General features: G+C 63.4%; 16 protein-coding genes. 15 read left to right on the top strand and 1 reads right to left on the bottom strand.

Annotated features, from left to right (window positions below):
* Positions 1–37: 37 nt before the first annotated feature.
* From C8J33_RS18315 to C8J33_RS18245, 15 genes are all read left to right on the top strand, one after another.
* Positions 38–1,198, top strand: coding sequence for an ABC transporter substrate-binding protein (locus C8J33_RS18315; RefSeq protein WP_110801567.1), 1,161 nt, complete (start codon positions 38–40; stop codon positions 1,196–1,198).
* A 244-nt stretch (positions 1,199–1,442) separates the two neighbouring features.
* Entirely contained in the window at positions 1,443–2,438 is a 996-nt protein-coding gene (locus C8J33_RS18310; RefSeq protein ID WP_132665007.1) for an ABC transporter ATP-binding protein, read from the top strand.
* Positions 2,439–2,443: 5 nt separating this feature from the next.
* Entirely contained in the window at positions 2,444–3,400 is a 957-nt protein-coding gene (locus C8J33_RS18305) for an ABC transporter permease (protein WP_181425232.1), read from the top strand.
* Positions 3,390–4,205 (top strand): ABC transporter permease, encoded by an 816-nt coding sequence (locus tag C8J33_RS18300; protein ID WP_110737129.1) that lies wholly within the window; start codon positions 3,390–3,392, stop codon positions 4,203–4,205. Before C8J33_RS18305 ends, C8J33_RS18300 begins: the two co-directional genes overlap by 11 nt.
* 25 nt (positions 4,206–4,230) lie before the next feature.
* Positions 4,231–5,658 carry a gamma-aminobutyraldehyde dehydrogenase gene (locus C8J33_RS18295; protein ID WP_110801565.1) on the top strand — a complete coding sequence of 476 codons (1,428 nt, stop codon included), beginning with the start codon at positions 4,231–4,233 and terminating at the stop codon, positions 5,656–5,658.
* Between the two features lie 690 nt (positions 5,659–6,348).
* Entirely contained in the window at positions 6,349–8,559 is a 2,211-nt protein-coding gene (bcsA, locus tag C8J33_RS18290; protein ID WP_110801564.1) for a UDP-forming cellulose synthase catalytic subunit, read from the top strand.
* A 23-nt stretch (positions 8,560–8,582) separates the two neighbouring features.
* Entirely contained in the window at positions 8,583–10,979 is a 2,397-nt protein-coding gene (locus C8J33_RS18285; protein ID WP_132665006.1) for a cellulose biosynthesis cyclic di-GMP-binding regulatory protein BcsB, read from the top strand.
* Positions 10,972–12,096 carry a glycosyl hydrolase family 8 gene (locus tag C8J33_RS18280; RefSeq protein WP_110801562.1) on the top strand — a complete coding sequence of 375 codons (1,125 nt, stop codon included), beginning with the start codon at positions 10,972–10,974 and terminating at the stop codon, positions 12,094–12,096. Before C8J33_RS18285 ends, C8J33_RS18280 begins: the two co-directional genes overlap by 8 nt.
* Complete coding sequence (locus C8J33_RS18275) at positions 12,075–13,937, top strand: hypothetical protein (RefSeq protein ID WP_110801561.1); 1,863 nt, start codon at positions 12,075–12,077, stop codon at positions 13,935–13,937. Before C8J33_RS18280 ends, C8J33_RS18275 begins: the two co-directional genes overlap by 22 nt.
* A 351-nt stretch (positions 13,938–14,288) precedes the next feature.
* A complete protein-coding gene (locus C8J33_RS18270; protein ID WP_245420148.1) occupies positions 14,289–15,881 on the top strand; it encodes an ABC transporter substrate-binding protein in 1,593 nt (530 codons plus the stop codon).
* Between the two features lie 82 nt (positions 15,882–15,963).
* Positions 15,964–16,917, top strand: coding sequence for an ABC transporter permease (locus tag C8J33_RS18265; protein ID WP_110801559.1), 954 nt, complete (start codon positions 15,964–15,966; stop codon positions 16,915–16,917).
* A 3-nt stretch (positions 16,918–16,920) separates the two neighbouring features.
* Positions 16,921–17,811: an ABC transporter permease gene (locus C8J33_RS18260; RefSeq protein WP_110801558.1), complete on the top strand. Its 891-nt coding sequence runs from the start codon at positions 16,921–16,923 to the stop codon at positions 17,809–17,811.
* Positions 17,808–18,875 (top strand): ABC transporter ATP-binding protein, encoded by a 1,068-nt coding sequence (locus C8J33_RS18255; RefSeq protein ID WP_132665005.1) that lies wholly within the window; start codon positions 17,808–17,810, stop codon positions 18,873–18,875. The genes C8J33_RS18260 and C8J33_RS18255 overlap by 4 nt, the downstream gene beginning before the upstream one ends.
* Positions 18,872–19,846 (top strand): ABC transporter ATP-binding protein, encoded by a 975-nt coding sequence (locus tag C8J33_RS18250; protein ID WP_110729372.1) that lies wholly within the window; start codon positions 18,872–18,874, stop codon positions 19,844–19,846. Before C8J33_RS18255 ends, C8J33_RS18250 begins: the two co-directional genes overlap by 4 nt.
* Positions 19,847–19,879: 33 nt before the next feature.
* A complete protein-coding gene (locus tag C8J33_RS18245; RefSeq protein WP_110801556.1) occupies positions 19,880–20,569 on the top strand; it encodes an aspartate/glutamate racemase family protein in 690 nt (229 codons plus the stop codon).
* Here C8J33_RS18245 and C8J33_RS18240 read toward each other — a convergent pair.
* On the bottom strand, positions 20,533–21,507 hold the full coding sequence (locus tag C8J33_RS18240; protein ID WP_110729370.1) for an ABC transporter permease: 975 nt from the start codon (positions 21,505–21,507) through the stop codon (positions 20,533–20,535). The genes C8J33_RS18245 and C8J33_RS18240 overlap by 37 nt on opposite strands.
* Position 21,508: the final 1 nt, after the last annotated feature.

Below are 21,508 nucleotides of genomic sequence, written 5' to 3'. Positions count from 1 at the left end.
AGACGAGCCGAACAACGGCCGAACCGGGAGACCACAGATGATCAAGATTCTGAAGTCCTGCACCACCCTTGCCCTCTCGCTTGCGTTCGCCACGTCCGCCATTGCGCAGGAGCCTTTGAAGGCGCTCGGCACGGGTGAAGGCGAGCTGTCGATCGTAGCCTGGGCCGGCTATATCGAGCGGGGCGAGACCGACAAGGCCTATGACTGGGTCACCGACTTCGAGAAATCGAGCGGCTGCAAGGTCTCCGTAAAGACCGCCGCGACATCCGACGAGATGGTCGCGCTGATGAACGAAGGCGGCTTCGACCTCGTCACCGCATCGGGCGATGCCTCGCTCCGGCTCGTGGCCGGCAAGCGCGTGCAGCCGATCAACACCGACCTCATTCCCAGCTGGAAGACGCTGGACACGCGCATGCAGGATGCCCCCTGGCACACGGTCAAGGGCACCCATTACGGCACGCCCTATGTCTGGGGTCCTAACGTGCTGATGTACAACACCGAAGCCTTCAAGGGCGAGGCGCCGAAGAGCTGGAAGGTCGTCTTCGAGGAGATGACCCTGCCGGACGGCAAGTCCAACAAGGGCCGCGTCCAGGCCTATGACGGTCCGATCCATGTGGCGGATGCCGCCAACTACCTGATGGCGCACAAGCCGGAACTCGGCATCAAGGACCCCTACGAGCTCAACGAGGAACAGTACAAGGCGGCTCTCGACATCCTGCGCGTCCAGCGCACGCTCGTCGGCCGCTACTGGCACGATGCCATGATCCAGATCGACGACTTCAAGAACGAAGGCGTCGTGGCTTCGGGCTCCTGGCCGTTTCAGGTCAACCTGCTGACGGCAGAGAAGCAGCCGATCGCCGCCGTGTTCCCGGAGGAAGGCACGACCGGCTGGGCCGACACGACGATGCTCTCGTCCGAGAGCGCTCACCCGAACTGCGCCTATATGTGGATGGAGCATTCGCTCTCGCCCAAGGTGCAGGGCGACGTGTCCGCCTGGTTCGGCGCCAACCCCTCCGTCGGTGCGGCCTGCAAGGGCAATGCGCTGCTGACCGACGAAGGCTGCAAGACCAATGGATACGAGAACTTCGAGAAGGTGAAGTTCTGGAAGACGCCGGTCGCCAAATGCGCCAGCCAGAGCGAGTGCGTGCCCTATCACCGCTGGGTGTCGGACTATATCGGCGTCATCGGCGGGCGGTAGGTCGCGGCGTTTTCAAACGCTGCTTCTATAAGCGCGAGCGGGTTCCTCTGCCCCTCACCCTAGCCCTCTCCTGCCAATCGGGGAGAGGGGATGTGGCCTGCCCGGTGCTTTGATGTGTGGCGAATGCCATGCCACGAGTCCCTTCTCCACGCAGGCGGGGAGAAGGTGGCGGCAGCCGGGATGAGGGGCGCCTCTGGTTGCAATCATGATATCCATGACACCCTCAGCCCCAACAGGACATCCCATGACCGCCATCCTCTTCGAAAACGTTTCGCGCCATTTCGGCAGCGTGCGCGCCGTCGATGGCGTCGATCTCGCGGTTGCGGAAGGCGAGTTCTTTGCCATGCTCGGGCCCTCCGGCTCCGGCAAGACGACCTGCCTGCGGCTCGTTGCGGGCTTCGAACAACCGACATCCGGCCATATCGAAATCTTCGGTGAGACCGCGGAAGGCGTGCCGCCCTACCGGCGCAACGTCAACACGGTCTTTCAGGACTACGCGCTGTTTCCGCATCTCTCCATCCTCGACAATGTGGCCTACGGGCTGATGGTGAAGGGGATGGGTAAGACGGAGCGGCGGCGGGCGGCGGAAGAGGCGCTAGCGATGGTCGCACTGCCGGGCTACGGCGTGCGCAAACCCGGTCAGCTCTCCGGCGGCCAGCGCCAGCGCGTGGCCCTTGCCCGCGCGCTCGTCAACCGGCCGCGCGTACTGCTGCTCGATGAACCCCTGGGTGCACTGGACCTGAAACTGCGCGAGCAGATGCAGGAGGAGCTGAAGACCCTGCAGAAGACGCTCGGCCTCACCTTCATCTTCGTCACCCACGACCAGAGCGAAGCCCTGTCCATGGCCGACCGGGTCGCTGTGTTTCATGAGGGCAAGGTGCGGCAGGTGGGGACGCCGGAAGAGATCTACCGCCGTCCGAAGACGCGTTTCGTTGCCGATTTCGTCGGCTCCTCCAATGTTCTCTCCCGTGCGCAATGCCGGCAGCTCGGTTTCGATGCCCCTGCCGCCAGCCTGCGCCCGGAGTCGCTCCTCTTGGGAACGCCAACCGATGGCCAACTCGGCCTCACCGGCGTACCGATCGCCACAAGCTTTCTGGGGCCCATCAACCGGCTGACGCTCGATTGCGGCGGCGAGCGCATCGTCGCCTCGCTTCCGGCCGGAACGCCCATACCCGCCGCCGGCGAACCGGTGACGCTCGCCTTCAACCGGCAGGACCTCCACGTGATGGAGGAAGCCTGATGGCGATGGCCTCGCAGGTCCACCAGACGAACGCGGTGATGACGTCGAATAGGCATAGCGCCGCTCGCCTGTCGGATGTTTTCTGGCGGCATCCGAAGCTGTTTCTCGCTTTGCTTCTCTCCCTTCCGCTCCTCTGGCTCGGCGTGGTCTATCTCGGATCGCTCGCGATCTTCCTCGCCCAGAGCCTCTTTGCCATCGACGATTTCTCTGGCCTCGTGACCTATGAGCCGACGCTTGCCACCTATCGGCAGCTGTTTTCGGATGCGAACTTCGACATCATCCTGCGCACGGTGCTGATGGCGGCAAGCGTAACGCTGGCGTCGATCGTCATCGCCTTTCCCATCGCCTACTACGCCGCGCGCTATGCCCAAGGCGTCTGGAAAGCGGTGTTCTATCTTGGCGTCATGCTCCCCCTCTGGTCGAGCTATCTCGTCAAGATCTATGCCTGGAAGCTGATCCTCGCAAAGGAGGGCATTCTCACCTGGCTGTTCACCAAGCTGCATCTGCTCTGGCTTCTCGATGCCTGGCTCGCGATCCCGGTTATCGGCGGCAACTCGCTCTCGGTCAGCTATACCGGCACCTTCCTCGTCTTCGTCTATGTGTGGCTGCCCTTCATGATCCTGCCGATCCAGGCAGCGCTCGAACGCGTGTCCGGGAGCCTCGTTGAAGCCTCAGCCGATCTCGGCGCCCATCCGCGCCAGACCTTTCGCCATGTCCTGCTGCCGCTCGCGTTGCCGGGCATCGTCGCCGGCTCGATCTTCACCTTCTCGCTGACGCTCGGCGACTACATCATCCCGCAGATCATCGGCTCCTCGCGCCTCTTCATCGGGCAGGCGGTCTATGCGCAGCAAGGCACCGCCGGCAACGTACCACTCGCCGCCGCCTTCACGCTGGTGCCCATCGTCATCATGGGCGTCTACCTCTGGGCCGCCCGCCGCATGGGAGCTTTCGATGCGCTCTGATCGCCTCGACCGGGCGCCGCTGCCCCTGAAGATCTCCGCCTGCCTCGGCCTGCTCTTCCTGCATCTGCCGATCCTGCTGATCTTCCTCTATGCCTTCACCACCGAGGAGAAGAGCTATCGCTTTCCGCCGCCAGGACTGACGCTGCAATGGTTCGCCGTCACCTGGAACCGGCCGGATGTCTGGGCAGCACTGATGCTATCGGTGAAGGTGGCGAGCCTTGCGACCGCCATCGCCCTCGTGCTCGGCACGCTCTGTGCCGCCGCCGTCTCCCGCTCGGCCTTCTTCGGGCGCGAGGCGGTGTCGCTGCTCGTCATCCTGCCCATTGCGCTTCCCGGCATCATCACCGGCATTGCGCTCAGGTCCGCCTTCTCGATGGCGGATATCCCGTTCTCGTTCTTCACCATCGTGCTCGGCCATGCCACGTTCTGCATCGTCGTCGTCTACAACAATGCGGTTGCCCGCTTCCGCCGCCTGTCCGGCTCGCTTGTGGAGGCGTCGATGGATCTGGGGGCCGATGGCTTTCAGACCTTTCGCTACGTCATTCTGCCCAATATCGCGACGGCGCTTCTGGCCGGCGGCATGCTCGCCTTTGCGCTGTCCTTCGACGAGGTGATCGTCACGACATTTACCGCCGGCCAGCAATCGACGCTGCCGATCTGGATGTTGGAGGAGCTGATCCGCCCGCGGCAGCGGCCGGTGACCAATGTGGTTGCCATGGTCGTCGTGCTGGTGACGCTTCTGCCGATCCTTGCGGCCTACTTCCTCACCCGCGACGGCGACCGTATCGCCGGCGCCGGCAAATGACCCGAACCTGAACAGGAGATCGACCATGGACACGGACCTTTTGATCGGCGCGCGCTTCGAGCCGGGCACCGAGGCGGAAGAGCAGATCCTCAACCCGAAAACAGGGGCGAAGATCCTCGAGCTCGCCGAGGCGTCGCACGGGCAGATCGATGCGGCGGTAGCCGCCGCTGAACGTGCCTTCACCACATGGTCGCGCACGACGCCGGCTGAGCGCTCGACCTATCTCCTGCGGATCGCCGATGCGATCGAGCGGGACGCGGACGGTTTCGCGAGCCTCGAAGCGCTGAATTGCGGGAAGCCGCTGCATGCCGTGCGCAACGACGAAATCCCGGCCATCGTCGATTGCTGGCGGTTCTTCGCCGGCGCCATCCGCATGCTGAGCGGCCCCGTGGCCGGCGAATACCTGCCCGGACACACCTCGATGATCCGGCGTGATGCGATCGGCGTCGTTGGCTCCATCGCACCCTGGAACTATCCGCTAATGATGATGGCCTGGAAGCTTGCGCCGGCGCTTGCAGGCGGCAATACGGTCGTCTTCAAGCCGTCGGAACAGACGCCGTTGACCGCGCTGAAGATGGCGCGGCTGCTGGCCGACATCCTGCCGGAAGGTGTCGTCAACATCATTCTCGGCCGTGGCGAAACCGTCGGCAATGCGCTGATCAACCATTCGAAAATCGCGATGGTCTCGATCACCGGCGATATCGCCACCGGCAAGAAAGTGCTGACCGCGGCGGCCAAGACCGTGAAGCGGACCCATCTGGAACTCGGCGGCAAGGCGCCTGTCATCGTCTACGACGATGCGGACCTGGAAGCGGTTGTCGCCGGTATCCGCACCTTCGGCTTCTACAATGCGGGCCAGGACTGCACGGCAGCCTGCCGCATCTACGCGCAGGACGGCATCTACGAGAAACTGGTTGCCGACCTCACCTCGGCCGTCTCCAGCATTACCTTCGGCTCGGAAAACGATGCGGACAACGAGATCGGTCCGCTGATCTCTGCCCGCCAGCGCGACCGCGTGTCGAGCTTCGTCGAGCGCACCAGCGAGGCGCGGCACATGGAAGTCACGACCGGCGGCGGGCGCGGACCAGGCGATGGCTTCTTCTTCCAGCCGACCGTCATCGCCGGCGCGCTGCAGGACGACGAGATCGTCCGCCGCGAGGTATTCGGTCCGGTCGTCTCGGTCACGCGCTTCAAGGAATCCGAACAGGCGGTGACCTGGGCGAACGACAGCGATTACGGCCTCGCCTCCTCCGTCTGGTCGAAAGACATCTCGCGCGCGATGCAGGCAGCCGGTCGGCTTCAATACGGCTGCACCTGGATCAACACCCACTTCGCGCTCGTCAACGAGATGCCACATGGTGGCCTCAAGCAGTCGGGCTACGGCAAGGACCTCTCGGTCTATGCGCTCGAGGATTACACCGCCGTGCGCCATATCATGATCGCGCACGGCTGAGCGTTGGGCCGGGTCGCAAGGCCCGGCCCGTCATGACCTGATCAAGACCATCACCGACCTTGATCACCTCCCCTTTTGATAGGGGCAGTATCGGCGTTGGCTGAGAAGCCGACAGTCTCGCAACGTCCTTGCAGGACGAGCGACGCGACGAACACGGCGGCTTACGTCGCCATGCTGGTTTCCAGCGGATGCTGCCACGGCGGCCCGCAAGGAAATCGCAAGATCCAATGCAACCCCTCTCTCGAATAGCTCGCCACCGCGATGCCGCGCTAACGATGCGCTCCTCCCCGCATGTGTCCGCGTGTTGGGGAATGCGATGGCGTCCGCGGATCGTTCGGCGATACACCGCGTCCTTCGACCAAAAAGAGCTCCCATGATCTGCGCCGTAAGGGCGCCTGGCTCAGCGGCTTAGAAACCGGGTTTCGAGCCTGCAAATCTGCTGTTTTTAACCATGCATATTTACCGAACCCTAACATTCATTTTCCCGTATTGCGAGCTTAAATGATATTTAAGCAACCATTGAATGTGTAATCACCCCAAGAATTCCGCGAAATAATGGTAAACAGACGATTAAGGTTCAATTTACTTACTAAAGCCGACACAGTTAAGATATTGAGTAAATTTTTAAATATTGACCCAATTTCATTCATAAATTACTTACTAATTCGTAAATCAGAGGATGTTATTGTCATGCGTATATTATCTCTCTTCATATGGATCACGTCCGCAGCAGCAATATTTGCATTTGTGCTGCAGCCAGTTGGTGCCGACGTACAATTGCTCGTCTCCGCTCTTACAATTGCCTTTCTATTCGTGATTACACGCTTCAATAGAACAGGTCCGCTGCGCTACATTGCGCTCGCAACTGCAAGCATCATCGTCCTGCGTTACGCATACTGGCGCACGACAAGCACGCTTCCGCCGATCGACGACCTGATGTCGTTTATCCCCGGCATTCTGCTTTACGTCGCCGAAATGTTCTGCATTTTCATGTTCTTCATTAGTGTATTCGTCGTCGCCGATCCGATCGAACGTCCTCGTGCCCGCCAGCTGGCAGATGACGAACTCCCGACCGTCGACGTCTTCGTGCCTTCCTACAACGAAAGCGCCGAGATCCTCTCGCTGACGCTCGCTGCAGCGGCAGGCATGGATTACCCTTCCGACAAGTTCACCGTCTACCTTCTCGACGACGGCGGCACCGACCAGAAGCGCAACAGCAGCGATCCTGAAACCGCACAGGCCGCTATCGACCGTAGTCATGCGTTGCGCACGCTCTGCCTCGATCTCGGTGTCCACTACCTGACGCGAGCCCAGAACGTTCACGCCAAGGCCGGCAACCTGAATGCGGGGATGGAGCGCACCTCTGGTGACCTGATCGCCGTCTTCGATGCCGACCATGCACCTGAGCGCGCCTTCCTGCGCGAAACCGTCGGCCATTTCAGCGACGATCCCGATCTCTTCCTGGTCCAGACCCCACACTTCTTCGCAAATCCCGATCCGGTCGAGCGCAATCTCGGCACCTACAAGCATATGCCGGCCGAGAACGAGATGTTCTACACGATGATCCAGAAGGGTCTGGATCGCTGGAATGCCTCGTTCTTCTGCGGCTCTGCTGCCGTCCTCCGCCGCGAAGCGCTGGACGAGGTCGGCGGCTTCTCCGGGATCACGATCACCGAGGACTGCGAAACGGCGCTCGAACTGCACTCCCGCGGCTGGAACAGCGTCTATGTCGATAAGCCTCTGGTCACCGGTCTCCAGCCGGAAACCTTCGCCAGCTTCATCGGACAGCGCTCGCGCTGGTGCCGGGGCATGATCCAGATCCTCATCCTGAAGAACCCGCTCTTCAAGCAGGGACTGACGCTTCCCCAGCGCCTGAGCTACATGTCGAGCTGCTTCTTCTGGCTCTTCCCCTTCGTGCGCACCGCCTTCCTCGTCGCGCCCATCCTCTTCATCCTGTTCAACCTGAAGATCTTCAATGCCTCGGCCGAAGACTTCCTGGCCTATACCGTCACCTACCTCATCGCGTCCGAAATCCTGCGCAACTACCTCTACGGCAAGATGCGCTGGCCCTGGATTTCCGAGCTGTACGAATATGTCCAGTCCGTCTTTCTGGTCCGTGCCATCGTCAGCGTCATCTTCAACCCGCGCAAGCCGACCTTCAACGTGACCGACAAGGGCGTGTCGCTGAACCAGCGCCAGCTTTCCAACCTCGCCTGGCCGTTCTTCGCCATCTTCGCCGGGCTCGGCATGGTCCTCTCCTATGCGATCTACCGCTACCAGACGGAGCCGGCGCTCGGCGACCTGATCATCATCACCGGTGCCTGGAACCTGCTCAACCTGATCATCGCCGGCGCAGCACTGGGCATCGTCACCGAGCAGCCGAACGATGCCGACGGCATCAGCCTGCCCTCGGCACGCGCCGCAGAGCTTGAAGTGGGCAACCAGACCGTGCCCGTCACCATTCGGCAGATCTCCTCGGAAAAGGCGATCATCGAACTGAAGAAGACCATGACAACCCCTCTGCGGGCCGGGGAATATGGTCGCCTGCTTCTCATCGATCCCCCTGCAAGCGTCATCCTGCCCTCGATTCCCGTGTTCATCGGCAAACCGTCCGGCAGCGATCATCGCAGCTTCGTGGTCGAACTCGACGCGGAAACCTGCCACTTCCCGGCCATCGCCAGCCTCATGCTCGCCGATCTCGACCTGCCACGCAGCCTGCGGGACGGTCGCCAGAAGCGGCGGTCCTACCCCGTCGCCCTCCTGACGCTGATCCGTTGGGCCATCTTCAGCCCCTTCCTCGCCGTCACGGCCGGTCTCTCGTCCAAATCGACGTCCGAGAGAACAAGCCGTCGTCGTCGTCCGACTGCCGAAAAGCCGCAACCTGTCGTCGAAGCCGCGTGACCGGAAAGCCAGAGGAAAACATCATGTTCAAGTCATCCACCCTTGCCCTCGCGCTCCTGCCGTCCATTCTCCTGGCCGGCCTCTCCAGCACGGCGCTTGCCCAAACGCTGGGCCAGGCGGCCGGGCAGCCAGCGGCGCCGGCACCCTTCCGCTTCAACACGACATCGTCGGCAACAGCACCGGCGCCGCTCGCCGATGTCGGCGGCACCCTGCGCAAGATCGCGGCGAGCCCCTACGACCTGTTCTTCGACGGCGAGTTTGCGAGCCGCAAGCTGTCCTTCTTCGCCCGGCCCGACGAGGCGTCGAGCGCGGCGCGCCTGGTCCTCACGCTTCAGACGACCATTTCGGCGGCGCCGGAGCGCTCGAACCTCACCATCCAGATCAACGGACGGGACATCGGCGCAACCAACCTCGTTGCCGGCGACCCGCGCCGCGTCACCTTCGACATACCGGCCGGCGTCATCCAGCCAGGCTATAATGCGGTCGCCATCGCCGCCAGCCACCGCCACCGTGTCGATTGCAGCGTCGAGGCGACCTATGAGCTCTGGACCAAGATCGATCCCGCGCAGAGCGGCTTTGTCTTCCCCTCGGCCGAGGCGGGCAACCTCACCATGATCGACCTGATGCCGCTCGCCGGCACCCGGGAAGGCCGCACCAACCTGCGCGTCATCCTGCCAAAGGGCGCGCAAATGGCGGACTATGATCGCGCATTGAACGTGGTGCAGGCGCTGGCGATCACCGGCAATCTCAATCATCCCCAGGTCGAGTTCGGCGCGACGCCCGGTACGGGTGCCGGCATCGACATCTATGTCGGCGTCAGCAAGGATATCGCCGCCCTGCTCGGCGCCGGTGCGCCGGTTCTCGCTTCCGGAGAAGCAGCCATCGTTGCGGCCGGCGCGACGCCTGAGCGCAAGCGCCTGATCATTTCCGGCCTCGATACAGCCGATCTCGACGCAAAGACGCAGCAATTCGTGCAGCAGGCGACACAGGAACGGCCCGTCGGCACACCAGAAGGGCTGGCCGCGCTGACGAACATGAAAGGCCGGCTCCTCGTTCCCGGTGAGAAGGTCGCGCTGTCGGATCTTGGCTTTACGGCAAAGCCTTTCGATGGCCGGCTCGTGCAGTCGAAGGTCAATTTCACCATGCCGTCGGACTTCTACCCCGGCGCCTATTCCAGCATGAGCTTCCACCTTAATGCACTCTATGTCGGCGGCCTTTCTCCGGATGCCGTCCTCACGGTCAAGGCGAACGACAAGGTCGTCGCCAACATCCCCCTGAGTTCGCCGCGTGGCGGCGCCATCCGCGACCAGCGCCTGCCGATCCCGTTCACGGCGCTGCGCCCGGGCCAGAACACGCTGCAGATCGAAGCCCGCCTTCCTTCGAAGCTCGATGCCGCCTGCGAGTCCGTCGACAAGGCGACATCGACGGCCCGCCTCTCCATCGACGGAAATTCCTACCTCGATATTCCGAACTATGCCCGTGTCGGTCGCTATCCGGATATCGCCGCTCTGACCTCGGGCCTTCCCGCCCCGGTCGAAGGCGAGACAGGGGCCGCAACCACGCTTCTCGTGCCGAACTACAATGCCCAGAGCATGGATGCCGCAGCGACCTTCGTCGCCAAGATGGCCTACGCATCCAGCCAGGTGAAGCCGATGCAGTACACCTCGCTGCTGCCGGCCATGGACACGACAAACCTCATCGCGTTCGGCGGATATGACACGCTACCCTCCGAACTCGTCAGCCGCATGAACCTCGACTTCGTCAACATCCGCAACATGGCCGGGTCGGCAGCCTCGCCGTACGAAGTTGCCGCACTCGAAAACTTCGGGCCGCAGAGCGACATGCAGCGCCAGATGACAACGAGCGTCGTCGGCACGGCCGTGGACCTCTCGCAGACGGCCGGCAGCTTCCTTGCCGCCCCCGTCGAACGCTCGGCGGACATGCTGCAGGCCATCCGCACGAAGGCCGTCTCCGAACTCTCCAAGCTCAACATCGCGCCGCTGCGCGCCCTTCTGGGCGACGAGATCAAGCCGGAAGCCTTCTCGCCCACGGCGGAAACCACGCTGGTGATCGCCCAGAATGCCGGCGGAAATGGCGGGCTGTGGACCGTGGTCGCATCCAAGAGCGCCAGCGGCATCGTGGCGGGCACCGACGTTCTGACGGATCTCAACGTGTGGAATACGCTCGGCGGATCGGTTCAGGCGTTTTCCGAAACGGGCATCAAGCTCGACCAGCAGCTTGCGACCAACCAGACGCTTTACCGGACTCAGCCGTTCAGCCTGTCGAACATGCGTCTGGTCACGGCAAGCTGGCTGGCCAACAATGCCGCCGTCTACATCTTCGCGCTGCTGACGGCCGCCATCCTTCTCGGCCTCGGCACCTACATGGTTCTGACGACCGGACGCCGCAATCATGGCTAAGCCGCTCGCTCTGGTCACATGGAGCCTGACGGCCGCCATGACCGTCCTGCTCTCCGCCCTGCTGCCGTCGAGCGGCCTGGCGGCGGGCAAGACCGGCCGCGTGAAGGCGGCCGAGACCCTCCTCCCCACCGATTACATCGCCGGCGCCTGGTGGCTCTACAAATCCGTCTTCGTAGAAAACGGGCGCGTCATCGACCGGTCGAATGGCAACGTCTCGCACAGCGAGGGCCAGGGCTATGGCATGCTGATTGCCGTTGCGGCAGACGATCGCGAGGCTTTCGACGCGCTCTGGGCCTGGACGCGGGAAAACCTGCAGGTCCGCGGCGACGCGCTCTCGGCCTGGCGCTGGAGCCCGGACACGGCGATCCCAGTTGCCGATATGAACAACGCCTCCGACGGCGACCTTCTGATCGCCTGGGCGCTGTCGCGGGCAGCAACGCGGTGGCGCGAGCCGGCTCTGGCCGTCGAAGCGCGCCGGATTCTGAAGGATCTGACAGCCAAGGCGACGGTGAAGGATGCGAGCTATGGAACGCTGCTTCTTCCCGCCGCACAGGGTTTCAGCGGCAGCGCCGAGCAGCCCGGCATCGTCGTCAACCTCTCCTACTGGGTCTTTCCGGCCATTGAGGAACTGGGGCTGATCGAACCCTCGTTCCCGGCAGATGACCTTGTCGCGAGCGGCAAGGCACTGCTCGAAAAGGGCCGTTTCGGCAGCAGTCATCTCCCGGCCGACTGGCTATCGCTGAGGGGCGACCACCCGCAGCCGGCACCGGCCTTCGCCGCCACCTTCGGCTACGAGGCGGTCCGTGTTCCGCTCTACACGGCCTGGTCCGGCGGTGCACCGCTGTCGCTCCTGACGGGCGTGCAGCAGCGCTGGAACGAGAACGGCGCAAACGTCATGCATGTCATGGACCTGGCAACGGCCACCGCAATGACGGCCATGTCCGACCCCGGTTACCGCGCCGTCAGCGCGCTTCTGTCCTGCGGCCTCGACAAAGCCGGCCAAGCTTCCAGCATGCCGCCCTTCGAACCGACCGAATATTACCCATCCACGCTCCATCTCCTGAGCATCATCGCCATCTCCGAGAGGTATGCATCATGTCTTCCAAGTCAAAACTGAAGTTCTCGCTGCTCGCCGCAACCGCCGTTCTCCTCCTCAACCCCGGTCTCGTTTTAAAGACGCTCCAGAACGACGATTCGGAACTGCGGGCACAGGAAATGGCCTGGACGCTGCCGACGCCCGCAAACGAAGCGTCCAAAATGGATGCGAACGATCCCCTGCTGGCACCGGCGGCAGGTACGGCATCCTCCTCCGCAGCCGTGTCCGACGCAAATGCCGCCTTCGCGCTGCCGGCTGCGAGCGTCGCACCGGCCACCGACCGCGTCGCCGTCAACCCGCAGGCTGCACCGGGCGACAATCCGTTCCTTCGTCAGGCTGCATCGGCACCGATCGCACCGACCAGCCTGCCCCGGGCAATGCCGGTCGCGACTGGCGTTTCCGTCGCACTTCCCGCAGCTCAGCCGGTCGCGCTGGCTGTCGAAGCACCCGCTGTCGCCAATCCCTTCGCGCCCTCCACCACACCCGCGACTGAGGCGACCACGGTGCAGCCGGCCGCCGTCGCATCGGTGGATATCTCCGCCCTGCGCTACTACGCCTCGACACGCGACCTGAAGCGGGTGGGCGCCGAACTTCGTCGGTTGAAGGATCTTTATCCCGACTGGCAGCCGCCGAAGGACCTGTTCACGCCCGTGTCCCAGTTCGATGAGCAGCCGCTGTGGAACATCTACGCCACCGGCAACTATGCCGCGGTCCGCGCCGGCATCGCCCGTGCCCAGAGCGTCAATCCGAAATGGCAGCCGTCCGAAGACCTGATGATCAAGCTGCAACTGGGTGAAGCGCGCAGCCTCATCGATAGCGCCATTGCGCAGAGCCGTTGGAAAGATGTGATCTCGACCGCGCAGGCCATGCCTTCCCTCATGGTCTGCGGCGAGATGCAAGTGCAGTGGAACGTCGCGGAAGCCTTTGCGCACCTGCGCAACTACGCCGACGCCTTCGACGTCTACCGCTACATCCTGTCGAGCTGCGACGACCCCACCATGCGCCTATCCACGGTGCAGAAGGCGTCTCTCCTCATCCCGCCTGTCGGCTACACCTCGCTTCTGGCCCTCGGCCGCACCACGCAGGATGGCCATCCCGAGTTCGAAAACCTCGGTTTCGACGGCATCCGCCGCCAGATCGGTGCTTTCATCGAGCATGGCGACTTCTCCGAAATGCCGGCAAACGAGGAAATCACCCGCTTCGTCGATTTCATCCAGCGCAATGCCTCCGTCGAGGACGCGAACCTCATCGGCTGGTATTTCTACGCGCAGAAGGAATGGACGACCGCGAATGCCTGGTTCCTGCAGGCGACCAAGTTCAAGCGCGACCCCAAGAGCATCGAAGGCCTGATCCTGACGCTGCGGCAGATGGACAAGAACGAAGATGCCCTGAAGCTTGCGCGCCATTACATCAAGCTGTCGCCGGATGTCGCGCGCCAGTATATCGAGATCGTTTCGAGCGTTCTCACAGCCGACAAGCCGACCCTTACGCTTGAGGAGACCGAAAATGCCCTCTTCCAGGAGACCGTGACATCGCAGAAGTCCGCGCTCGGCGCGCAGGCACTCGGCTGGAAGTACCTTGCTGGCAACGACAAGGCGACGGCGAAGACCTGGTTTGCAGACTCGGTGGAGTGGCAGCCGACGGAAGGCGGCGTGGTCGGCCTCGCCGTTCTCGCAGCCCGGTCGAAGAACGGTCGCGCCTTGAACGCGCTGAAGGTGAACTATGGCAAGACCTTCACCGCCCTGCGGGATTTCAAGGTCTACAGCCCCCGCTACGTCGCCAAACGGACGCCGAAGATTCGTGAAAAGACCGTTTCGACCAAGCCGAAGACACTGGCAGACTATCTGAGATCTGCCTCCTGAAGACAGATCAGGCGGATTGCCAAAGACAGGAGAACCCCGCCGCTGCCGCTGCGGGGTTCTCGTAGCTTTCTTGCCTATTTCGTGCCCATGCATAATTTTTATACAACACAGCACGCTATCGATCAGAATGCCCGCGGGGGATTGATATCCAGCGTGAGCTGACACACCCCTTCCTATCCGAAACCGCTGGTGCGTTCTGTGAAACTGACGCTTCATGGGATCTGGCACGAAACCTGCTTCATCTCCCTCGACCGAGCACGTGCTCGGAACTGCAAACGAGGGAACAGAATGACGCCGATATCCAGATCCATCTTCCGCAGCCGCCCGATCCTCAGAAGCGTGCGGAGCGCGATGATCGCCGGATCCGCCGCACTGGCGCTGGCAGCAGCATCGGCCGGTGCAGCATGGGCCGCAGGCACCCTGCGGATCGGCATGACCGCATCGGACATTCCGCTGACGACGGGGCAGACGGACCAGGGTGGCGAAGGCCAGCGCGTGATGGGCTACACGCTCTACAACGCATTGATCGAATGGGACCTGTCGAGCGCCGAAAAGGCCGCGACCCTGATCCCAAGCCTTGCGACGTCGTGGGACATCGACCCGACCGACCAGACCAAGTGGACGTTCAAGCTGCGGGACGGCGTGAAATTCCACGACGGCAGCAGATTTGACGCCAATGCCGTCGTCTGGAACCTCGACAAGCTTCTCAAGAGCGATGCGCCGCAGTTCGACAAGCGCCAGTCGGCGCAGGGCAAGTCGCGCATCCCCGCCGTCGCCTCCTACAAGGTCATCGATCCCCTCACAGTCGAGATCGTGACCAAGACGCCGGATGCGACCCTGCCCTACCAGATCAGCTGGATCCTCATGTCCTCGCCGGCCAACTGGGAAGCACAGGGCAAGAACTGGGACGCAGTGGCGCAGAAGCCATCGGGCACCGGCCCGTGGAAGCTCGAAAACGGCTTCACACCGCGCGAACGCGCAGAACTGACGCCGAATGCAGACTATTGGGACAAGGCGCGCATCCCCAAGCTCGACAAGCTCGTGCTCATTCCGCTGCCGGAGCCGAACACCCGTGTCGCAGCGCTCCGTTCGGGTCAGGTCGACTGGATCGAGGCGCCGGCGCCCGACTCCGTCGCGTCCCTGCGGGATGCAGGCTTCAAGATCGTCACCAACTCCTATCCGCATAACTGGACCTGGCACCTCTCGCGCGTCGAGGGTTCCCCTTGGAACGATATCCGCGTCCGCAAGGCGGCAAACCTTGCCGTTGACCGCGAGGGCCTGAACGAACTTCTCGGTGGATTGTCGATTCCCGCACAAGGCTACCTGCCGCCCGGCAGCCCCTGGTTCGGCAATCCGACCTTCAAGCTGAGCTACAATGTCGAGGAAGCCAAGAAGCTGATGGCGGAAGCGGGCTACGGTCCGGACAAGCCCATCACCACCAAGGTCGTCATCTCCTCGTCCGGTTCCGGACAGATGCTGCCGCTGCAGATGAACGAGTATATCCAGCAGACGCTGGCCGAGATCGGCATCAATGTCGAATTCGAAGTGGCCGACTGGAACACGGTCATCAACATCTGGCGCGCCGGTGCCAAGGATCCGAGCGCCAAGGGCGCGACCGCAGTCAACTACAGCTACTTCATCCAGGACCCCTTCACGGCCCTTATCCGCCAGTCGCAGTGCAACCTCGCACCGCCGGCCGGCACCAACTGGGGCTATTATTGCGACCCCGAGATGGACGAACTGTTCGCCAAGGTGCGCACTACCTTCGATCCGGTCGAACAGAACAAGGTGCTGCAGCAGATCCACGAGAAATACGTCAACGAAGCCCTGTTCCTGATGGTCACGCACGACGTCAATCCACGGGCGATGACGGAAAAGGTCAAGGGCTTCGTGCAGGCACAGAACTGGTTCCAGGATTTCTCGACCATCAGCGTCGATCCCTGACATCCGTCATCTAAACACGGCTGCGCGACCGTTCGGATCGCGCAGCCGGATGTCACCAGACCCTTAGCATCACGAGAACAGCATGCTGGCTTATGCCCTGAAGAGACTGCTGCACGTCATTCCCGTTGCGATCGGCGTGAGCATCGTCTGCTTCCTCCTGATCCATATCGCGCCGGGCGATCCGCTCGCCGCCATCCTGCCCTCCGATGCCTCCGCCGAGCAGCAGATGCAGATGCGCGTCTTCTACGGGCTCGATCAGCCCCTGCCGGTACAATACGGGCTCTGGGCCTGGCGCACGCTCCACGGCGATCTCGGCGTTTCCATCGCCTCCGGTCGGCCGGTTCTGAGCGAAATTCTCGATGCCTCGGTCAACTCGATCATCCTCGCCGTCGCCGCGACGCTCATCGGCTTCACCATCGGCTCGGTGCTCGGCTTCGTGGCGGGCGTCTTCCGTGGCGGCTGGATCGACCGGCTGGCCTCCGCCGTCGCCATGCTCGGCGTCAGCGTTCCCCACTACTGGCTTGGCATGGTGCTCGTCATCGCCTTCTCGGTCACCCTCGGCTGGCTGCCGGCGATGGGTGGCGGCCCCGGCGGGTCCGACGGGCGGGCCTTCAGCTGGGACTATGTGCAGTATCTCATCCTGCCGGCCGTCACCATGTCGGTCATCCCCATGGGCATCATCGCCCGCACCATCCGCTCGCTGGTGGCCGATATCCTGTCGCAGGATTTCACCCAGGCGCTGGCCGCCAAGGGCCTTATGTCGCGCCAGATCCTGCGCCATGTCATCCGCAACGCGGCGCCCACCGCCATCTCGGTCATGGGCCTGCAGCTCGGCTATCTCCTCGGCGGCTCGATCCTCATCGAGACGGTGTTCTCCTGGCCCGGCACGGGTTTTCTCCTCAACGGCGCAATCTTCACCCGCGACCTGCCCATCCTGCAGGGCACGATCCTCGTGCTCGCCCTGTTCTTCGTCTTCCTCAACCTCATCGTGGACGTGCTGCAAAGTGCGATCGATCCGCGCATCCAGAGGAGCTGATCCATGGCCGTCATCACCGCAGACATGGTCGCGCCCAGGCCCGCGATTCTCAAGTCGCCCGGCTTCTGGAGCGGCGTCATCCGCCGGCTCTGTCGTGATCCCGTGGCGCTTGCGGCCCTTGCCGTCGTCGTCCTCCTCGTGCTGATCGCGATCTTCGCGCCTTATATCGCGCCTTACGACCCCTCCAAAGGCAGCGTCATCCGCCGCCTGAAGCCCATCGGCACGCCCGGCTTCATCCTCGGCACGGACGAACTCGGTCGCGACATGCTCTCGCGGCTGATCTACGGCGCGCGCCTCTCGCTCACCATGGGCGTCATTCCCGTTCCCATCGCCTTCGTCATCGGCTCGGCCATCGGCATCATCGCCGGTTATGCCGGCGGCATCGTCAACACGCTGATCATGCGCACGATCGATGTCTTCTACGCCTTCCCCTCGGTTCTCCTCGCCGTCGCTTTGTCCGGCGCGCTCGGTTCGGGGCTCACCAATGCGCTGGTGTCGCTCACCGTCGTCTTCATCCCGCAGATCGCGCGTGTCGCCGAAAGCGTGACGACGCAGGTGCGCAAGCTCGATTACGTCGATGCCGCCCGCGCGTCCGGCGCTCCGGCGCGCACGATCATCCGGGTGCACATTCTCGGCAATGTGCTCAGCCCGATCTTCGTCTTCGCCACCAGCTTGATCTCGGTTTCCATGATCCTCGCCTCCGGTCTTTCCTTCCTCGGGCTCGGCGTGCGCCCGCCGGATGCGGAATGGGGGCTGATGCTGAACACGCTGAGAACCGCGATCTACAACAACCCCTTCGTCGCGGCCCTGCCGGGCCTGATGATCTTCGTCACCTCCGTCTGCTTCAACCTCTTCTCGGATGGTCTGCGCACTGCCATGGACGTGAAATCATGAGCGCCGTCATATCACCCTATAATTTGGATCCGGGCGTCGGCGAGCGCGGCGGACCGGCCCAACCGCTGATCTCGGCACGCGGTCTGCTGAAGCATTTCCCGGTGAAAAGCAGCGGCTTGTTCGCGCCGAAGAAAGTTGTGCGCGCCGTCGATGGCGTCGATTTCGACATTCTGAAGGGCGAGACGCTGGGCGTCGTCGGCGAGAGCGGCTGCGGCAAATCCACGACGGCGCGGCTTCTGATGAACCTCATCGTCCGCGACAAGGGCGATCTCCTGTTCGACGGCGAGACGGTCGGCGAAACCCTGCCGCTCGCGCAGTACCGGCGACAGGTGCAGATGGTCTTTCAGGACAGCTATGCCTCGCTCAACCCGCGCCTGACGATCGAGGAATCGATCGCCTTCGCGCCGCAGGTGCATGGCGTGCCCGCTGCCAAAGCCATCGCCCGCGCGCATGACCTGCTCTTCAGGGTGGGATTGGAGCCCGGCCGCTTTGCCGGCCGCTATCCGCACGAGCTTTCCGGCGGCCAGCGCCAGCGCGTCAACATCGCGCGCGCACTGGCGCTCGAGCCACGGCTGATCATTCTCGACGAGGCCGTTTCCGCGCTCGACAAGTCGGTGGAGGCGCAGGTTCTCAACCTGCTTCTCGACCTGAAGCGGGATTTCGGGCTGACCTACCTGTTCATCTCCCACGACCTTAACGTCGTGAAGTTCATGTGCGACCGGGTCATGGTCATGTATCTCGGCAAGGTGGCGGAGATCGGCACACGCGCGGCCATCTTCGGCGAGGCCCGGCACCCCTATTCCGCAGCGCTTCTGGCCTCCATGCCGAAAATGGACCCGTCCGAGCGGACGATGGAGCCACCGCTGTCCGGCGATCCGCCGAACCCCATCGATCCGCCGAGCGGCTGTCGGTTCCACACGCGCTGTCAGTTCGTGGAAGACATCTGCAGCCGCGAGGTCCCGCCGCTCGCCAGCCTGTCCGCCGAGCAATCCGCGGCCTGTCTCATGGCCGTTCCCGGCTCCGGCCACAGCCGTGCGCCGAGCCTTGGGGAGACTTCGGCATGACCGATACGATGATCGATATCGACAATCTCTCTGTCACCTTTCATCGCGGCCGCAAGCCGGTCAAGGCCGTGAACGGCGTGACCCTGAAGGTGCGTGCGGGCGAGGTGGTTGCCCTGCTCGGGGAATCCGGTTCCGGCAAGAGCGTGACCATGCGCTCGCTGCTGCGCATGCACCCCAAGGGCACCACCATCGAGGGCACGATGTCCGTGGCGGGTCGCGACGTCACGGGGCTTTCGACGCGAGACCTCGGCAATCTGCGTGGCGCCGTCGTGTCCATGGTGTTTCAGGAGCCGCGCCTCGCGCTCGATCCGGTCTACACGCTCGGCCGGCAGATCGAGGAAACGATCATGCGCCACGAGCGGGTTTCGAGAGCGCAAGCGTCCGCACGGGCGCTGGCGCTGTTCGAAAAGGTCCGCATTCCCTCGCCGCAACGACGCTTGCAGAACTACCCGCACGAAATGTCCGGCGGCATGCTGCAGCGGGCGATGATCGCCATGGCGCTCGCCTGCAATCCGAAGGTGCTGCTGGCCGACGAGCCGACGACGGCGCTGGACGCGACCGTGCAGATCCAGATCCTGCTGCTGATCCGCGAGCTGCAGAAGGAATACGGCCTGTCGGTGATCTTCGTCACCCACGATATCGGCGTTGCCGCGGAGGTCGCAGACCGGATCGCGGTGATGTATGCCGGGCGGATCGTCGAGGAAGGCACGGCGAGCGATATCATCCGCAATCCGAAGCATCCCTACACCAAGGGCCTGCTCGGCGCGCGCGTCGAGCTTGCCGATGGCCGCGACCGGCTCATCACCATCCCCGGCGCCCCGCCGGATCTCGCCGACATGCCGCCCGGCTGCGCTTTCGCCCCGCGCTGCGCGGATGTCATGGCCCCCTGCCGGGCCGTCGTGCCGCCGCTGGTGGGCGCTGCCGGATCGTCAGAGCGTGCCGGTCAGGTCGCCTGCCTGCTCTATGCGTGAGGCGACGACAGGATAGGGGAGATCGACCCGCGAATGAAGCATATCGTCGTCATCAACCCCAACACGTCCGCCGCCACAACGGTCATGATGACGGATCTCGTTCGCGCCGCGCTCCCGCCGCATGTGAGCGCGAACGGCATGACCGCAAGCGTTGGCGTTCCGATGATCCTCGATCCGGTACAGCTGGAAGCATCGGTCGCCGGTGTTGTGGAGATGGGCCTTTCCGCTGCGAAGACCGCAGACGGCCTGATCGTCTGCGCTTTCGGCGATCCCGGTCTCGAGGCGCTGCGCTCCCGGATCGACATTCCCGTGGTCGGCATCTGCGAAGCGAGCATGCTGGAGGCCGCAGCCGGCGGTCGCAGGTTTGGCATCGCCACGGTCACACCCGATCTCGTGGGAAGCTTTGCGGAAAAGGCAGCGGCGCTCGGCCTTGCCGATCGTTTCACCGGCACGCGCCTGACGAGCGGAGATCCGATGCACTTGGCCGGCGACTCGGACCGGCTGAGCGAGGCATTGGCCCTCGCGGTTCGTCAGTCGCTGGAACACGACGGTGCGGATGTCGTCATCATCGGCGGCGGCCCGCTCGGCCGCGTGGCCGCTGAGCTGCAACGGCAGTTGTCGGTGCCGGTCATCGCCCCCATCACTTCGGCTGTCACGTTGCTGCTTGCGCGGATGGCGGAGGCGGCTCAGCGCGAGCCGCGTCGGCGCAGCTGGTCGAAGTAGACGATGATGATGATCAGCGCGCCGGTGATGATCCGTTGCCAGAACGAATTGAGGTTCAGGAGGTTCGCGCCATTGTTGATCGTCGCCAGAATGAAGGCGCCGAGCAGCGGCCCGTGGATGGAGCCGACCGCCCCGAACAGGCTCGTACCACCGATGACCGAGGATGCAATCGCCTGAAGCTCCCAGCCTTCCGCCTGCGTGGCATTGCCGATGCCGATGCGCGAGGCGAGCAGAATGCCGACGAAGGCGGCGCAGGTCGAGGAGAGGATGTAGGCGAGGTAGATCGTGCGCTCGACATTGACGCCCGAGAGGCGGGCCGCTTCCCGGTTGGACCCCACGGCGAAGAGATAGCGTCCCCAGCGGCTGAGATGCAGGAAGACGAAGGCCGGGATCGCCACGACGATCACCATCCAGAACAGACTGGGCACGCCGAGGAAATCCGCACGGGAGAAGTTGGCGAAACTCTCGTTTGTGATCGAGATGGTCGAACCATTGGTGATGAGCAGGCCGATGCCGCGCAGCGACGTCAGGGTCGCGAGCGTGATGATGAAGGCGGGCAGGCCCATGCGCACGATGCCGAAGGCATGGAAGGCGCCGATGAAAACGCCGACGAGAAGCGTAATGCCGATCGCGGGCCAGAGCGGCACGCCATGCGCCAACAGCCAGGCGATCGTGACGCTGGAAAAGCCGACCACCGCGCCGACCGAAAGGTCGATGCCGGCCGTGATGATGACGAAGGTCTGTCCGACTGCGAGAATGGCCGTCATGGCGCCCTGGCGCAGCAGGTTGCTGATATTGTTCGACGTCCAGAAACTGTTGGTCGACAGGCCCAGAAGAAGCCAGAGGAACAGGAGGAGCCCGAGAAGCGTCAGGCCGAACAGGATGTTCATGCCCTTCTTCGGCACCGGTGCCGCCTCGGTCGTGGTCTCTACGCTCATG

This window comes from Rhizobium sp. PP-CC-3G-465 (assembly GCF_004343445.1).
GTDB lineage: Bacteria > Pseudomonadota > Alphaproteobacteria > Rhizobiales > Rhizobiaceae > Ferranicluibacter > Ferranicluibacter rubi.
This window is presented reverse-complemented; position numbering and strand designations above follow the sequence as displayed.

Bases quoted from the DNA above. Each gene is read 5' to 3' on its own strand.
- C8J33_RS18315 (WP_110801567.1), top strand. From the start codon at position 38: ATGATCAAGATTCTGAAGTCCTGCACCACCCTTGCCCTCTCGCTTGCG.
- C8J33_RS18310 (WP_132665007.1), top strand. From the start codon at position 1,443: ATGACCGCCATCCTCTTCGAAAACGTTTCGCGCCATTTCGGCAGCGTG.
- C8J33_RS18305 (WP_181425232.1), top strand. From the start codon at position 2,444: ATGGCCTCGCAGGTCCACCAGACGAACGCGGTGATGACGTCGAATAGG.
- C8J33_RS18300 (WP_110737129.1), top strand. From the start codon at position 3,390: ATGCGCTCTGATCGCCTCGACCGGGCGCCGCTGCCCCTGAAGATCTCC.
- C8J33_RS18295 (WP_110801565.1), top strand. From the start codon at position 4,231: ATGGACACGGACCTTTTGATCGGCGCGCGCTTCGAGCCGGGCACCGAG.
- bcsA (WP_110801564.1), top strand. From the start codon at position 6,349: ATGCGTATATTATCTCTCTTCATATGGATCACGTCCGCAGCAGCAATA.
- C8J33_RS18285 (WP_132665006.1), top strand. From the start codon at position 8,583: ATGTTCAAGTCATCCACCCTTGCCCTCGCGCTCCTGCCGTCCATTCTC.
- C8J33_RS18280 (WP_110801562.1), top strand. From the start codon at position 10,972: ATGGCTAAGCCGCTCGCTCTGGTCACATGGAGCCTGACGGCCGCCATG.
- C8J33_RS18275 (WP_110801561.1), top strand. From the start codon at position 12,075: ATGTCTTCCAAGTCAAAACTGAAGTTCTCGCTGCTCGCCGCAACCGCC.
- C8J33_RS18270 (WP_245420148.1), top strand. From the start codon at position 14,289: ATGATCGCCGGATCCGCCGCACTGGCGCTGGCAGCAGCATCGGCCGGT.
- C8J33_RS18265 (WP_110801559.1), top strand. From the start codon at position 15,964: ATGCTGGCTTATGCCCTGAAGAGACTGCTGCACGTCATTCCCGTTGCG.
- C8J33_RS18260 (WP_110801558.1), top strand. From the start codon at position 16,921: ATGGCCGTCATCACCGCAGACATGGTCGCGCCCAGGCCCGCGATTCTC.
- C8J33_RS18255 (WP_132665005.1), top strand. From the start codon at position 17,808: ATGAGCGCCGTCATATCACCCTATAATTTGGATCCGGGCGTCGGCGAG.
- C8J33_RS18250 (WP_110729372.1), top strand. From the start codon at position 18,872: ATGACCGATACGATGATCGATATCGACAATCTCTCTGTCACCTTTCAT.
- C8J33_RS18245 (WP_110801556.1), top strand. From the start codon at position 19,880: ATGAAGCATATCGTCGTCATCAACCCCAACACGTCCGCCGCCACAACG.
- C8J33_RS18240 (WP_110729370.1), bottom strand. From the start codon at position 21,507: ATGAGCGTAGAGACCACGACCGAGGCGGCACCGGTGCCGAAGAAGGGC.